The sequence below is a fragment of the Prevotella sp. TF12-30 genome, assembly GCF_003436715.1.
In the GTDB taxonomy this organism is placed as follows: Bacteria; Bacteroidota; Bacteroidia; order Bacteroidales; family Bacteroidaceae; genus Prevotella; species Prevotella copri_A.
On the sequence record NZ_QSQJ01000003.1, the window covers coordinates 81281 to 96184 of the forward strand.

9 protein-coding genes and 1 pseudogene are annotated in these 14904 nt (G+C 47.0%); 7 read left to right on the top strand and 3 right to left on the bottom strand.

The window, feature by feature from the left end:
- The first annotated feature begins 1 nt into the window (after position 1).
- Both DXD25_RS02240 and DXD25_RS02245 read left to right on the top strand, forming a co-directional pair.
- Positions 2 to 2443 carry a DUF3943 domain-containing protein gene (locus DXD25_RS02240; RefSeq protein ID WP_117661600.1) on the top strand — a complete coding sequence of 814 codons (2442 nt, stop codon included), beginning with the start codon at positions 2 to 4 and terminating at the stop codon, positions 2441 to 2443.
- Positions 2444 to 2616: 173 nt separating this feature from the next.
- Positions 2617 to 4056 carry an amidophosphoribosyltransferase gene (locus DXD25_RS02245; protein ID WP_117661601.1) on the top strand — a complete coding sequence of 480 codons (1440 nt, stop codon included), beginning with the start codon at positions 2617 to 2619 and terminating at the stop codon, positions 4054 to 4056.
- Positions 4057 to 4163: 107 nt separating this feature from the next.
- Here DXD25_RS02245 and uvrA read toward each other — a convergent pair whose 3' ends face one another.
- Both uvrA and DXD25_RS02255 read right to left on the bottom strand, forming a co-directional pair.
- A complete protein-coding gene (gene uvrA / locus DXD25_RS02250; RefSeq protein WP_117661602.1) occupies positions 4164 to 6992 on the bottom strand; it encodes an excinuclease ABC subunit UvrA in 2829 nt (942 codons plus the stop codon).
- Between the two features lie 18 nt (positions 6993 to 7010).
- A pseudogene (locus tag DXD25_RS02255) lies at positions 7011 to 7319 on the bottom strand (gliding motility-associated C-terminal domain-containing protein); the annotation flags it as partial.
- A gap of 246 nt (positions 7320 to 7565) precedes the next feature.
- Here DXD25_RS02255 and DXD25_RS02260 point away from each other — a divergent pair.
- From DXD25_RS02260 to DXD25_RS02275, 4 genes are all read left to right on the top strand, one after another.
- A complete protein-coding gene (locus DXD25_RS02260) occupies positions 7566 to 8972 on the top strand; it encodes a LysM domain-containing protein (protein WP_117661604.1) in 1407 nt (468 codons plus the stop codon).
- A gap of 47 nt (positions 8973 to 9019) precedes the next feature.
- Entirely contained in the window at positions 9020 to 9790 is a 771-nt protein-coding gene (locus DXD25_RS02265) for a porin family protein (protein WP_117661605.1), read from the top strand.
- A gap of 40 nt (positions 9791 to 9830) precedes the next feature.
- Entirely contained in the window at positions 9831 to 11210 is a 1380-nt protein-coding gene (locus tag DXD25_RS02270; RefSeq protein WP_117661606.1) for a nitrate/nitrite transporter, read from the top strand.
- A gap of 69 nt (positions 11211 to 11279) precedes the next feature.
- Positions 11280 to 11954 (top strand): hypothetical protein, encoded by a 675-nt coding sequence (locus tag DXD25_RS02275; protein WP_089542827.1) that lies wholly within the window; start codon positions 11280 to 11282, stop codon positions 11952 to 11954.
- 202 nt (positions 11955 to 12156) lie between these two features.
- Here DXD25_RS02275 and DXD25_RS02280 read toward each other — a convergent pair whose 3' ends face one another.
- Entirely contained in the window at positions 12157 to 13032 is an 876-nt protein-coding gene (locus DXD25_RS02280; RefSeq protein WP_089542826.1) for an RNA polymerase sigma factor RpoD/SigA, read from the bottom strand.
- A gap of 300 nt (positions 13033 to 13332) precedes the next feature.
- On the opposite strand from DXD25_RS02280, the gene DXD25_RS02285 reads away from it, so the two are divergent.
- Positions 13333 to 14859: a peptide MFS transporter gene (locus tag DXD25_RS02285; protein ID WP_117661607.1), complete on the top strand. Its 1527-nt coding sequence runs from the start codon at positions 13333 to 13335 to the stop codon at positions 14857 to 14859.
- Positions 14860 to 14904 lie beyond the last annotated feature (45 nt).

A 14904-nucleotide genomic window follows, 5' to 3' on the forward strand; every position in this document is an offset into this window, starting at 1 on the left:
TATGGATAATAAGAGAAAGATCATAGCCCTTTTGATGGGACTTTCGCTAGGAGGTCAGTCTGTCTATGCCCAAGGGTATAGTTCTGGCAACGTGTCTCTGTTTTGCTCGCCCGATACACTCAGGGGTGCCCAGATAGGTGTCTTTTCCAGTGTGGTTCGCCAGCAGATGCGTGGTGTGAGCCTGGCTGGTATCATCAATTCGGTGGGCGATGATATGCGCGGTGTACAGATTTCGGGTGTTTCCAATGTGGTGAAGGGTGGCAATGGCGTGCAGTTGTCTTTATTTAATAATGTATCCAGTTCTCCGTTCCGCGGCGTGCAGCTGAGTGGCCTTTCCAATATTTCCATGGGTATGAAGAGAGGCTTGCAGATTGCAGCAGCCAATGTCAGCTCTTCCTATATGCGTGGCATGCAGTTGGGCGGCTACAATTATGCTGATACCCTGAATGGTTCTCAGATTGGTTTGTTTAATGTGTGCCTTAACCATCCTCGTGGTGTGCAGATTGGTGTCATCAACTATAGCCGGGATACTGTAGCCCATAAGATAGGACTGGTGAATGTGAACCCAAAGACGCGTATCGACTATATGTTTTATGGCGGTTCTGCTACCAAAGCCAATCTTGCCGTAAGATTCCGCAACCGGAGTACGTATAATATCCTCGGTATCGGAACCCATTATTTCGGATTGGATGAGAAGTTTTCGGGTGCCTTGTTCTATCGCATCGGTCAGTATTTCCAGTTATCACCTAAGTTCTCCCTGAGTGGTGATTTGGGTTTCTATCACGTAGAATCATTCCAGGAACATTCGCAGGATAAGCCGGAACGACTCTATTCGCTGCAGGCTCGCATCAATGCCGACTATCAGTTGGGCAGATACACCAGTGCCTTTGCCTCTGTGGGCTATGGGGATACCCATTATTATCATGGTGGCAGGTATCGCCGTCGTGCCATTGTGGAAGCAGGTTTGGCTGTGCGCCTCCAGCGCACTTCATCTTTTGGGAATGTGTCTGCCAGAAAGGAGAATGAATATGATATGGAGGCATGGAAGGAAGGAACCATTTTTGCCTTCGATGATCCGGAGCGACAGAAGAAGCATCCATGGAAGGCTGCCTTGGAAGCTTTTGCCATCAATGTGGGTGTGCAATGCTTCGACCAGTTTGTGATGAACGAGGAGTTTGCCAAGATTTCCTTCCATAGCATCAAGCACAATATAGAAACGGGTTTTGTTTGGGATAACGACCAGTTCTCTACCAATCTGTTTGCCCATCCATACCATGGCGGACTCTATTTCAATGCTGCAAGAAGTCATGGCATGAATTTCTGGGAATCGGTGCCATACTCTTTCTGTGGAAGCTTGATGTGGGAGACTACCTGCGAGATAGAACCGCCTGCCATCAACGACCTGATGGCTACTACTTTTGGTGGTATTGCCATCGGAGAGGTGACGCATCGTGTGAGCAATCTGGTATTTGATGACCGCCTGTCTGGTTTCCCTCGTTTCATGCGTGAGTTTCTGGGAACCCTCATCTGTCCGATCAAGGGGTTGAATCGAATCTTGAGTGGCGATGCCTGGCGGGTGAGAGGCAAATATTATAAATATCACGATTACCAACGCAGTCCTGTCAGTTTCTCTCTGTCGGCAGGTTACAGATACCTCGCAGACAACAATACACTGTTCCGTGGTGAGGGCAATCCATACGTCCGTTTCAACCTGGTTTATGGCAATCCGTTTGATGGTGAGACCACCAAGCCATACGACTATTTCACATTGGATGCCACTTTCGGCCTGAGCAGCAACCAGCCTCTGATTACCGGTCTGCATCTTCTGGGAAGATTGTGGAGCGTACCGGTGGAGGTGAGCAAGGGCACGGAGATGGAGTTCGGTATCTTCCAGCACTTCAACTATTACGATTCGCAGCCGGTGAAGGATGGTACCAGTCTGGTGCCATACCGCATATCCGAGGCAGCCTCTTTCGGTCCTGGCATCATCTACCGCTTCCCTCAGGTGGGCAATCTCACCAGGTTTGAGCAGCGTGTCTTCCTGGATGGTATCCTGCTGGGTGGAAGTCTGACCGATTATTATAATGTGATAGACCGCGACTACAACATGGGTAGCGGTTATAGCGTGAAGGCTATCAGTTTCATGGAGTTCGGCAAGGTAGCTACCTTCCAGATAGGTGCCGACTATTATCGCATCTTCACCTGGAAGGGATATGAGGGAAAGGATCTGGCAACGACCGATCCGCTCTATCTCAATGCCCAGGGCGACAAGGGAAATGCATCTCTGCTGGTGCTGAATGCCCGCTTCAGTCTGGCATTGTCCAATCGGCTGAACCTGGACTTCAATGTGTCCAACTATTGGCGTGATACCCATTACTCATATCATGACGATGTAACGTCTAAAACCTTTGATATGAGTCTGGGATTGCAATACAAGTTCTAGGAAGCAGTCATCTTATTAGTAGATATTTAGCCGATTTTTAGCAGAAATTAGGGGTGCAAAGGGAAACGATATACATAAAATTGTAGAAAAAACGCAAAAAGGTTTGCATATTTTCTGGATTTATATTACCTTTGCACCCATATTTCAAACATAAAACATAGAATTATACTCTTATGGGAGGCATTTTCGGAACTATTTCCAAGAAAAGCTGTGTCGCAGACCTTTTCTACGGCACCGACTACAACTCACATCTCGGTACACGCCGAGGCGGTTTGGCAACCTACAGTAGTGAGAAGGGCTTCGTGCGCTCTATCCACAACTTAGAAAGTTCTTATTTTAGAACGAAGTTTGAACCTACACTCGACAAATTCGAGGGTGCGACATCGGGTATCGGTGTGATTAGCGATACAGATGCGCAGCCATTGATCATGAATTCTCATCTTGGTCGCTTTGCCATTTGCACAGTAGCCAAGATATTAAATAAGGATGAACTTACTCAGCACCTGTTGGACAAGAACATGCACTTTGCAGAGATGTCTTCAGGAAGTACCAACCCAACCGAATTGGTGGCTCTTCTCATCATCCAGGGCAAGAATTTCCGCGAGGGTATCGAGAACGTGTTCCATCATATCAAGGGTTCCTGCACCATGATGATCCTTACAGAGGATGGTATCATCTGTGCCCGCGACAGTTGGGGACGTACACCTATTATTATAGGCAAGAAGGAGGGTGCTTATGCAGCTTCCAGTGAGACCACTTCATTTCCTAACCTTGACTTCGAGACAGCACACGAGGTAGGTCCTGGCGAAATCGTGAAGATTACTGCTGAGGGTATGGAGCAGATCCGTCCTGCCAACAAGAAGATGCAGGTTTGTTCTTTCCTCTGGGTATATTATGGATTCCCAACTTCTACCTACGAGGGCAAGAATGTAGAGGAAGCTCGCTTTACCAATGGCTTCAATCTTGCCAAGACAGATGATGTAGAGGTAGATTGCTGCAGTGGTATTCCTGATTCTGGTACAGGTATGGCGATGGGATATGCTGCAGGCAAGGGCGTGCCTTATCAGCGTTGTATTGCCAAATATACTCCTACCTGGCCTCGAAGCTTTACACCTAGCAACCAGAGCATGCGCTCTCTGGTAGCCAAGATGAAGCTGATTCCTAACAAGGCTATGTTGAAGGGTAAGCGTGTGTTGTTCTGCGATGACAGTATCGTGCGCGGTACCCAGCTTCGCGACAATGTGAAGGTGCTTTTCGATCAGGCTGGTCTGAAGGAATGCCACATGCGTATCGCTTGTCCTCCATTGGTCTATGGCTGTCCTTTCATCAACTTTACTTCTTCCAAGAGTGACATGGAGTTGATTACCCGCAGAATCATCGAGAAGTTTGAGGGCGATGCCAACAAGAATCTGGAGAAGTATGCTACCACAGGTTCTCCTGAATATCAGAGAATGGTGGATGAGATTGCCAACCAGCTTGGATTGACTACACTGAAGTTCAATACCATCGAGCAGCTCGTGGAAGCTATCGGTTTGCCTAAGTGCCAGGTATGTACTCACTGCTTCGATGGCAGTAGTGCTTATACCTTGAATGAATTTGCAGACGAAGATTAAAATATAAAATCCCGATTTCCTGAACTTTGCATCTAGTGAGCAAAGTCCCGGAAATCGGGATTCTTGTTTCTTATTCTTTAACTTCTGAACTTGTGAAACCTGACTGATTATTTCTTCTTCAGCAAGGGTGCCAGGAATTTGTAGGTATAGCCTATCTTGCTCTTTGCCATCTCTTCCGGTGTGCCGGCAAAGAGAAGCTGACCTCCACCTCGTCCACCTTCGGGACCCATATCAATGAGCCAGTCGGCGAGCTTGATGACATCCAGGTTGTGCTCGATGATAATCACCGTATTGCCTCTATCTACCAGTTTCTGAAGCACATCCATCAGAATGCGGATGTCTTCGAAATGAAGACCGGTGGTAGGCTCATCCAGGATATAGAGTGTCTTGCCGGTATCACGTTTGGATAGTTCGGTAGCAAGTTTCACTCGCTGGCTTTCTCCGCCCGAGAGGGTAGTGGAGCTCTGTCCCAACTTGATGTAACCCAATCCTACGCTCTGTAATGCCTTGATCTTGTTGAGAATCTGAGGCACGTTCTCGAAGAACTCTACTGCCTGGTTGATGGTCATGTCCAGTACATCGGCGATGCTCTTTCCCTTGTATCTTACCTCCAGCGTTTCACGGTTGTAGCGCTTGCCGTGGCATACCTCACAAGGTACATAGACATCTGGCAGGAAGTTCATCTCGATGGTCTTGTATCCATTTCCGCCACACGCTTCGCATCTGCCACCCTTCACGTTGAAGGAGAATCTACCTGGTTTGTAACCACGGATCTTGGCTTCTGGAAGACCCACAAACAGCGAGCGGATGTCGCTGAACACACCTGTGTAGGTGGCAGGATTACTGCGAGGGGTTCTGCCTATCGGACTTTGATCTACATTCACTACCTTGTCGATATTCTCAATGCCTTCGATGCTGTCGTATGGCATCGGCTTCTTCAGGGAACGGTAGAAGTGCTGGGAGAGGATAGGTTGCAGGGTTTCATTGATCAGCGTTGATTTGCCCGAACCGCTGACTCCCGTTACTACAATGAGCTTGCCGAGCGGAAACTCTACATCTACTCCCTTCAGGTTGTTGCCCCTGGCTCCACGGATGGTGATGCTCTTGCCGTTTCCTTCGCGGCGATGCTCAGGAATCTCTATTGCCATCTTGCCATTCAGATACTGGGCGGTGATGGTGTCGGTCTTCATCATCTCTTTCGGAGTACCCTGGAAAACCACTTCGCCTCCCTTTCTGCCTGCCTTCGGACCGATATCTACAATCCAGTCGGCAGCTCGCATCATATCCTCATCATGTTCTACTACGATGACGGTATTACCCAGGTCGCGCAATTCCTTCAGGCTGTTGATGAGTCGCTCGTTGTCTCGCTGGTGCAGACCGATACTTGGCTCATCGAGGATGTAGAGCACATTGACGAGCTGGCTGCCAATCTGGGTAGCAAGACGGATGCGCTGGCTTTCACCACCAGAGAGTGACGCCGACTGGCGATTGAGTGAGAGATAGTTCAGACCCACATCGAGGAGGAAGTTGACACGTGAGCGCAACTCCTTGATGATCTCGTGAGCCACCTTTGCCTTCATGGAAGGGAGGTGAGCTTCCACCTGTTCGAGCCAGTCGCGCAGTTCGTCGATGTCGAGGTTGGCAACTTCCGATATATTCTTGTCCCAGATGCGGAAGGCGAGCGATTCCTTCTTGAGTCGCTGTCCATGGCACTCCGGACATTCGATGGTAGATATAAACTGGTCAGCCCATTTCTTTCCTGCAGCACTCTCGTCATTCTCTATCACCTTCTGCAGATAGTCGATGATGCCATCGTATGCGCAGAAGTAATCCGAAGAGGTATGTACCTTCTCTTTAACGATCTTTACGTTTTCCAGTGATCCATAGAGGATTTCCTGCATGGCATCTCCCGGAATCTCTGCGATAGGAGTCTTGAGTTTCAGGTCATATTTCTCGAGCAAAGACTCAATCTGCCAGAAAATCATCTGGTTCTTGTATTTGCCGAGAGGGGCGATTCCACCTTCGTAGATGCTCAGGCTGTCATCCGGAATCACCTTCTTGATATCTATCTGGTTTACCTTTCCCAGACCCTTGCAGTGAGGGCAGGCGCCTTCCGGCGAATTGAACGAGAACATATTAGGTGCCGGATCCTGGTAGGCTATACCGGTAACTGGATCCATCAGGCGTTTTGAGAAGTTCTTACCCGTCTTTTCCCCTTTCTCTATCACCATCACCATGCCATCGCCCTGCTTCATGGCGGTAGCTACACTCTTGCGGATGCGTTCCTCATCGGCTTCCTTCACCACGAGCTTGTCGATGACAACTTCTATGTTGTGCATCTTGTAGCGGTCGAGCTTCATTCCGCTTACCACTTCCTGGATTTCTCCATCCACACGTACATAGAGATAACCTTTGCGGCGCATACTCTCGAAGAGTTCGCGATAATGTCCCTTGCGCTGGCGAATCAGAGGAGCCAGCAGGAAGATGGCCTTTCCGGCATATTCATCGAGAATCATATCGATGACCTGTTCTTCGGTGTATTTCACCATCTCTTCACCGCTGCGGTAGCTGTAGGCTGTACCGGCACGGGCAAAGAGCAGACGGAGATAATCGTAAATCTCTGTTGTGGTGCCTACGGTAGAACGAGGGTTCTTGTTGGTGGTCTTCTGTTCGATGCTGATGACCGGACTCAGACCGGTAATCTTATCTACATCCGGACGCTCCATATTGCCCAGGAAGTTGCGGGCATAGGCAGAGAACGTATCGATATAGCGGCGCTGCCCCTCTGCAAAGATGGTATCGAAAGCCAACGACGACTTGCCCGAACCCGAAAGTCCGGTTATCACGGTGAGGGAGTCGCGTGGAATCTCAACATCAATGTTCTTGAGGTTGTGTACTCTGGCGCCCCATACATTTATCTTTTCTTCTGAATTCATATTCTAATTTCCGCTCACTTAATTGTTACTGTATTGTTCTGTTGTATAGCCTCTGAGCAGGTTGACATCTCTTTTAATCTGATAGGTCTTGCCATCTGCTCCTTTTGCCTTGACCAGACAGAAATAGACCCCCTCCTTAACCGGCTTTCCCTTGTATGTTCCATCCCATCCCGTGGCAGGGTCGCTCCACTCAAAGAGTTTCTGTCCCCACCTATTATATATATAGGCATGAAACTCCTTGATGTTCTGGTAACCCTCCTTGGGCTTGTAGATGTCGTTGATGCCATCTCCGTTTGGCGAGAATGCGTTCGGCATCAGGAGGACACTGGTCTTTGTGTCTTCCTCATCTCCGATTTCTTCCTGTGCCATCATTGGAGGGGTAAAAAGTGCCAATAAGGCACCAAGTAATCCTATTTTTTGTCTCATTTTGCAAATTATTTGTGCAAAGATAATAAAAAGCTGAGAGATATTGCGCTAGATGCGAGATTTTTTGTATTTTTGCAGGAGAAAACTTTAAATCATGTCGGTTACGGCAAGATTTTAGGATCATATAAACATTAAAAACAGGAAGATATGAAAAGAAACATAAGATATTTCTTGATGATTGTGGGGCTCATGCTCAGTGTTGGTATCTTTGCTCAGACAACGAAATGGCGAGACATCTACACAGTGAAGAAAAAGGATACTATTTTTGGTATTGCCAATAAGTATGGATTGAGTCTGCCGGAACTGATGGAGGCAAACCCTGAGATGAAGCAGGAAGGTTACATGCTCCAGAAGGGAACTACCCTCTTTATTCCTTTTGCCAGCGACCAGCAGAATCCTAATGCGCCTAAAAAGGCACAGAAGGAGGATAAGAATGCTGTTGCTGCCAGCAAACCGGCTGTAGCTGGAACCGCTGCCGCTCAGCAGAAGGTTGCGGCTAGTGATGCGGTGAAGATTGGCGTGATGTTGCCTTTGCATGATGTGGATGGTGATGGCAAGCGTATGGTGGAGTATTATCGTGGACTCCTGATGGCTTGCAATTATCTGAAAAAGAAGGGCATCTCTACCGATGTGCATGCATGGAACGTGCCGATAGACGCTGATATCCGCGCCACCTTGTTGCAGGAGGGAGCCAATACGTGTGATATCATCTTTGGCCCGCTTTATACCAAGCAGGTGGCTCCGCTTGCCGGCTTCTGTAAGACCTATGGTATCAAGCTCGTGATTCCTTTCTCCATCAGCGGTGACGATGTGGAGCGCAACAAGGAAATCTTCCAGGTATATCAGAGTCCTGAAACATTGAACGAATGCACCATCAAGGCTTTCCTGAACAGATTTACCAATGTGCATCCAATCTTTATAGATTGCAATGATTCTACTTCTCGTAAGGGAGCTTTCACTTTCGGACTTCGCAAGGAGTTGGAGAAGAGAAACATCAACTATAGTATCACCAATGTGAGCTCAAGCATCGACCAGTTTGCCAAGGCATTCCAGCCAAGCAAGCAGAATGTGGTAATACTGAATACGGGCCGTTCGCCACAGTTGACAGCCGTGCTCAACAAATTGGATGAGTTTGACAGCAAGTATCCGGGTGCATCTATCTCTCTCTTCGGCTATACAGAGTGGTTGATGTACGCCAAGTACAATCTGGAGCGATTCTATAAGTACGATACTTATATCCCTTCTACCTTCTATTACAATCCGGTAGCTGAAAGAACGCAGAATCTGGAGAAGGCATACGAGGGATGGTTCCATCAGCCGATGATGATTGCGCAGCCACGCTTCGCCATCACGGGTTATGATCATGGTATGTTCTTCATCCAGGGTATCAAGAAGAAGGGCAAGGAGTTTACGGGTGAACGCCAGCAGGTGAACTATCAGCCAGTGCAGACTCCATTGCATTTCGTGAAAACGACAAAGGGTGGATACAAGAACAAGAACTTCCAGTTGATTCACTACACCTTCAATCACCAGATTGAATCTGTGAATTACTAGGACCGGTAGTTTTTTATAGTTAATCGTTTATAGTAAGAAAAGAAAGAATGAATAAAGTCAAGATAGGGGCGCTGTTGATGGGACTTCTCCTTTGGGGAGGTCTTTCGGCACAGGCCCAGATAGGTGAGCATCGCAACGATTTTTCCATCGGATTCAACGGTGGCTATGTGCTCAGCTCTGTAGGATTCGAACCGGAGGTTCAGCAGAAGCAGCATGGAGGAATGACTGCCGGACTCTCGATGAAATATACTTGCGAGAAGTACTTCAAGACCATCTGTTCCATCTATGCAGAGGTCAACTATGCCAAGGTGGGATGGAAAGAGGATATTCTCGACATCGACAACCAGCCTGTCATCATCACCGAAACCAAGCAGCCGATGGCTTACAGCCGTACCATCAATTATATCCAGGTACCTGTTTTCGCTCACTTGGCTTGGGGTAGGGAAGAGAGAGGCTTGAACATCTTCGTGAATGCCGGTCCGCAGTTCGGACTCTACCTTAACGATTCTCAGACTACCAACTTCGACGTGAAGAATATGCCTAAGACAGATAATGACCGGGTAAGTATGGTAGTGGCACAAGATACGATGGCAGTAGAGAATAAGCTGGATTATGGTATCGCCCTGGGTTTGGGTGCAGAGTACAGCATCCCGAAAGTGGGACACATTCTGGCTGAGGCTCGCTACTATTATGGACTGGGTAATATCTATGGTTCATCCAAACGAGATTATTTCGGAAAAAGTAACTACGGACAGATCGTGTTCAAGGTATCTTATCTCTTTGATATTTCAAGAACGAAGAATGTGAAGAGAAAGTAACTCCCGACGATGGTTATGGAAAAATAAGTAATAATATAAAATGAGTACAACAGAAAAAATTCAGATGAAATTGAGCGACTCGAAGTCAGCTCGCTGGACCGCCCTCTTCATCGTGAGCGTCACGATGATGTTCGGTTACTTTTTTACAGATGTAATGTCTCCATTGGAGCCTCTCTTGACAGCTGCCAAGGGGGCTGAGAATGGTCTCGGACTCGGATGGAGTTCGGATGAGTACGGCTTCTTCTCTGGAGCCTACGGATACTTTAACGTGTTCCTCCTGCTCCTCTTCTTCGGTGGTCTTATCCTTGATAAGTTCGGCATCCGTTTTACAGGTATCCTCTCAACCGTTTTGATGTTTGGTGGAGCCTTGGTGAAATGGTATGCCGTAGGTCATGAGTTTGGTGGATCGGTAGTAGTACCATTCTTCGGTACTTACAGTACACAGGTAGTGATAGCTGCACTTGGCTTTGCTATCTATGGCGTGGGCTGCGAGATATGCGGTATCACAGTAAGCAAGGTCATAGTGAAATGGTTTACGGGTCATGAGTTGGCTCTGGCAATGGGAGTGCAGGTGGCTACGGCTCGTTTGGGAACTGCCGCTGCCCTGGGCTATTCTCTTCCTTTTGCAAAGGATATGGGTGGTGTGTCTGCTTCTGTTGCTTTGGGTGCAGCTTTGCTTTGCGCTGGTGTACTGGTTTATCTGGTTTATTGCGTGATGGACAAGAAGGAGGATGCTTCTGCAGAAGCTGTGGCTACTGAGCCGGAAGAAGGTTTCAAGTTTTCAGACTTGGGTGGTCTGTTCAAGACAACTGGTTTCTGGTATGTGGCATTCCTTTGCCTGATGTTCTATGCCGGTGTATTCCCATTCCTGAAGTTTGCCACCAAGTTGATGATTTTCAAGTATGGTGTCGATGCCAATTTGGCAGGTCTGATTCCTGCGATGTTGCCATTCGGTACCATCTTCCTTACACCAATCTTCGGTAGCGTATATGACAAGTATGGCAAGGGTGCCACGCTGATGATTATCGGCAGTTGCCTCCTGACCCTGGTACACGTAGTATTTGCCCTGCCACTCAATTCATGGGTGCTTGCCATCGTAATGATGCTCATCCTTGGCGTAGCTTTTGGTTTGGTACCATCAGCAATGTGGCCTTCTGTACCAAAGATTATCCCAATGAAACTCTTAGGAACTGCATACGCCCTTATCTTCTATATTCAGAATATCGGACTGGCTCTTATTCCAGTATGGATTGGTAAGGTGAATCAGGCTAACACGGGTGCCGATGGTGTCATCGACTATACAGAGACGATGACCATATTTGCAGCCTTTGGTGTGATTGCTATTGTCATCTCCTTCCTCCTCTTGTTGGAAGATAAGAGAAAGGGCTATGGATTGCAGCAGCCTAACGTGAAGAAATAATACTAACAGGAGATTTCCCTTTCAAGTTCACAGGGGGAATCTCCATAAACAAAAAGAAAGGAAATAACCATGAACGCTACACCTGAATCATTGATTAAGGAATATGCTGACCCAATTGAGCAGCAGGAAATAGACAAGTTTATCTGTTCTGAAATGAGCAGGCAGATTCACCGATATATCAAGGGTATGTCGGGAACCAAACAGGCTATGCTCAAGTTTGAGGAAAAGCTGGCGAGCCTCTCTGTCACAGAGAAAGAGAAGGCGATTGCCAAGTATATTGATTTGAATCGCAAGGCTTTGGATGGACTGGATCTGAAGATGATTCTCGTCCGTTCGGTGGCTAACTACTGTGATACCTTCCAGTATATGCTCGACTTTGTGAACGACAAGCGTAAGATGGTGTTCTATTATCATCGCTTGAAGGAGAAGTATATCCGTTACCATGAGGTCTTCGAGGAAAACGGCAAATTTGGCATGAAAGATCATCAGGGCAACGTGATGCTTCAGCCTGTCTATGATTTCCTCCGCACTTGCTATATCTATAATGATGACCTGAGCATCATGCCGGTTATTGCAGAGAAGAATGGCAAGATGGGACTCGTGATGCCTGACGGAAAGGATACCATCGTGGCTGATTTCCTTTATGATGAAATCTGTCTGAGAGATGAGTATCCATATTTCGAGGCGGTGAGAGACGGAGTAAACGGATTGATTGATAAGTTCGGAAACTTCGTTAACAATTAATTGTGAATAAAGCTTTTGCCCTTTAAGGGCATGTGTGTGTAAAAGAGAAAGGGCAATCAGATTGGAATGAACCAACTGATTGCCCTCTTTACTTTCGTTGCTATGAGCAACTTAGTTTTATCTAATTTTCTCTCGTCTTCAAACCCTAGTGAAGAAAAGCAAAAGAATTCTTCGTTCTTCACTCTTCACTTAATTGCTTAAATTATCCCAAGTATTTCATCAAAATCTTGATCTTTCCGCTTTCACGGAGCTTGATGATACTCTTCTCGCGAATCTGGCGTACACGCTCACGGGTGAGGTTGAATTCGCTTCCGATTTCTTCCAATCCCTTCTCGTGGCAACCGATGCCATAGCAGTAGCAGAGAATCTTGCGCTCGCGTTCCTTCAATACTGTTGCCAATACGCGCTGGAGCTCGCTTGCCATAGACTCGAAGTCAACACCCTTGTCGGTACGGCTATCATCACCTGAAGCCATCACATCTACCATCGCATTGTCATCGTCATCACTGCCGAATGGAGCATCGATACTCATGTGGTGGTTGTCTGCCTTGATGGTCTGGTCAATCTTGCTTTCCTCCATCTTGGTAATCTGTGCCAACTCTGCAACAGAAGGCTTGCGCTGGTTTTCCTGCTCGAACTTGCTGATTTCGGCGCTGATCTTGCTCAATGCACCTACCTGGTTCAAAGGCAGGCGAACAATACGGCTCTGCTCAGCGATAGCCTGGAGGATACTTTGGCGAATCCACCATACTGCGTATGAGATGAACTTAAAACCACGAGTTTCATCAAATTTCTCTGCAGCCTTTACCAAACCGATGTTTCCCTCGTCGATGAGGTCTGTCAGACCCAAACCCTGATGCTGGTATTGTTTAGCAACAGATACAACGAATCGGAGGTTTGCCTTGACCAGTTTTTCCTTGGCACGCTCACCCTCACGACCGCCTTTGCGAATCTTCTGGGCCAGCTCAATCTCCTCATCAATAGAGACCATAGGTTCTCTACCAATCTCCACCAAGTACTTGTCGAGTGCTTCACTGGAACGATTGGTTATACTCTTGCTAATCTTAAGTTGTCTCATAAATATCCTTTTACCTTTCTTTTTTGTTTTAATCCAATATTTATACTGTCGGAATCCACCTTTACGGTTTCGGGCTGCAAAGGTACAAAAAAAAACGCAATCTTGTTGTAATAGAAATGGAAAACTTTTGCATTATTTGTCTGTTTTTTAGAAATTTAGACGTTTTTGAATATAAAAATGGTATTTGATATAACGATTTTTAGGCATTGAGTTTGAAATATGGAATAATTTGTGTATCTTTGCACAGAATTTGCGAGAAAAGAATAACTAAATAATAAAATTATAAATAAACAAAAAATTATGTTTGAAAATCAACCAAAAGGTCTATGGGCCTTAGCTTTGGCTAACACGGGTGAGCGTTTCGGTTACTATACCATGCTTGCTGTGTTCTTGCTCTATTTGCAGGCTAACTTCGGTTTTGAAACCGGATTGGCAAGTACAATTTACTCTACCTTCCTGATGATGGTTTATTTCCTCCCTATCATCGGCGGTATCGCAGCTGACAAGTTTGGCTTTGGACGTATGGTTACCACAGGTATCTTCATTATGTTCATCGGCTATCTTGTGCTTTCGCTTCCTCTTGGCAAAGACACCGTTGCCATTGCTGCCATGGGCATTTCGCTTATCCTCATCGCTTTGGGTACCGGCTTGTTCAAAGGTAACCTGCAGGTGATGGTAGGTCGTCTCTACGACGAGCCACAGTATGCCAGCAACCGTGATTCCGGTTTCTCTCTCTTCTATATGGCTATCAACATTGGCGCCATGTTCGCTCCTACAGCAGCCATCAAGATTATGAAGTGGGCGCAGGAGAGTCTGAGTGTATCTGTAGAGGATTCATACCATTTTGCATTCGCTGTAGCATGTGCTTCGCTTATCATTAGTATCGCCATCTACTATGCCTTCAGCTTTACATACAAGCACGTGCTTGCTTCTGAGACCAAGGGTAAGGACGACAAGACTCCGGTTAAGGAGACTAATGAGCTTTCCAAGGCTGAGACCAAGGAGCGCATCATCTGCCTCTGTCTGGTATTTGCTGTGGTTATCTTCTTCTGGATGGCTTTCCACCAGAATGGTAATACATTGACACTCTTCGCACGCGACTATACTCAGAAGACATCTGAGGGCTTGCAGTCAATGGCGTTCGACGTTACTAACCTCGTAGCCTGCATCTTCGTTGTTTACGGTAGCTTCGGTCTGGCACAGAGCAAGACTGGCAAGGGTAAGGGAATCTCGCTCGGCGTTATCGTTGCAGCTATTGCTTTCCTCTTCTACAAGTACAGCAACCTTGAAGGTGCCGTAGATGTTGAGGCTCCTATCTTCCAGCAGTTCAACCCATGCTATGTAGTGGCATTGACACCAGTGAGTGTTGCTTTGTTCTCTTGGCTCAACAAGATTGGTAAGGAGCCTACATCACCTGAGAAGATTGGTTTGGGTATGCTCGTTGCAGCTCTCGGTTTCGTATGGATGGCTGTAGGTTCTATGGGTCTGGAGCTTCCTTTGGTACAGGGCGATCCTGCTACAGAGGGTACACGTGTAAGCGCAAATCTTCTGATTTCTACCTATCTCATCCTCACCTTCGCAGAGCTTCTGCTTTCTCCAATCGGTATCTCATTCGTATCGAAGGTAGCTCCTCCAAAGTATGCAGGTTTGATGATGGGTCTCTGGTTCGGTGCAACAGCCATCGGTAACCAGTTGGTAATGGTTCCTGGTATCATGTGGGGTCAGAACTTCAACCTCGTAACTATCTGGGGTGTTCTTGCCGGCATCTGTCTGGTATCTGCAGCCTTCATCTTCTCAATCATCAAGAAGTTGAATCGCGTAAGCTAAATCTTAGAATTATAATATATAAAAAAGGCTTGCTTCATTTTCGAA

Bases quoted from the DNA above. Each gene is read 5' to 3' on its own strand.
- DXD25_RS02285 (WP_117661607.1), top strand. From the start codon at position 13,333: ATGTTTGAAAATCAACCAAAAGGTCTATGGGCCTTAGCTTTGGCTAAC.
- uvrA (WP_117661602.1), bottom strand. From the start codon at position 6,992: ATGAATTCAGAAGAAAAGATAAATGTATGGGGCGCCAGAGTACACAAC.
- DXD25_RS02260 (WP_117661604.1), top strand. From the start codon at position 7,566: ATGAAAAGAAACATAAGATATTTCTTGATGATTGTGGGGCTCATGCTC.
- DXD25_RS02275 (WP_089542827.1), top strand. From the start codon at position 11,280: ATGAACGCTACACCTGAATCATTGATTAAGGAATATGCTGACCCAATT.
- DXD25_RS02240 (WP_117661600.1), top strand. From the start codon at position 2: ATGGATAATAAGAGAAAGATCATAGCCCTTTTGATGGGACTTTCGCTA.
- DXD25_RS02280 (WP_089542826.1), bottom strand. From the start codon at position 13,032: ATGAGACAACTTAAGATTAGCAAGAGTATAACCAATCGTTCCAGTGAA.
- DXD25_RS02270 (WP_117661606.1), top strand. From the start codon at position 9,831: ATGAGTACAACAGAAAAAATTCAGATGAAATTGAGCGACTCGAAGTCA.
- DXD25_RS02265 (WP_117661605.1), top strand. From the start codon at position 9,020: ATGAATAAAGTCAAGATAGGGGCGCTGTTGATGGGACTTCTCCTTTGG.
- DXD25_RS02245 (WP_117661601.1), top strand. From the start codon at position 2,617: ATGGGAGGCATTTTCGGAACTATTTCCAAGAAAAGCTGTGTCGCAGAC.